General features: G+C 54.8%; 1 protein-coding gene. It reads right to left on the bottom strand.

Translation table 11 applies throughout. The annotated features are described in order from the left end of the window. The coding region (locus SB822_RS58120) for a hypothetical protein (RefSeq protein WP_410859245.1) at window positions 1–263 on the bottom strand (263 nt) is incomplete at both ends.

Below are 263 nucleotides of genomic sequence, written 5' to 3'. Positions count from 1 at the left end.
CCTGCGGTATTAACTGCTACGGTTTTCCACTGCGGATTGTTGCTTTCGCCCAGTCCATCCACCAGGTCAGATGCGCGGATCATGCGCCCGGGAACGTAGCTACCATCGTCGCGAGGCTCCAGCATTACCAGCATCGGCATGTCGCTGTAGCGGCGGCAGTAGTTGATAAAGTAGTCGCTGGGATTATCGAGATGAAACTCTTTTAAAATCACATGGCCCATTGCCATCGCCAGGGCGCTATCAGTGCCTTGTTTCGGTGCCAG

Source organism: Paraburkholderia sp. SIMBA_054 (assembly GCF_046534875.1).
Classification (GTDB): Bacteria; Pseudomonadota; Gammaproteobacteria; order Burkholderiales; family Burkholderiaceae; genus Paraburkholderia; species Paraburkholderia hospita.
The sequence above is the reverse complement of the archived record's forward strand: the minus strand, read 5'-3'. Positions and strand labels throughout refer to the sequence as shown.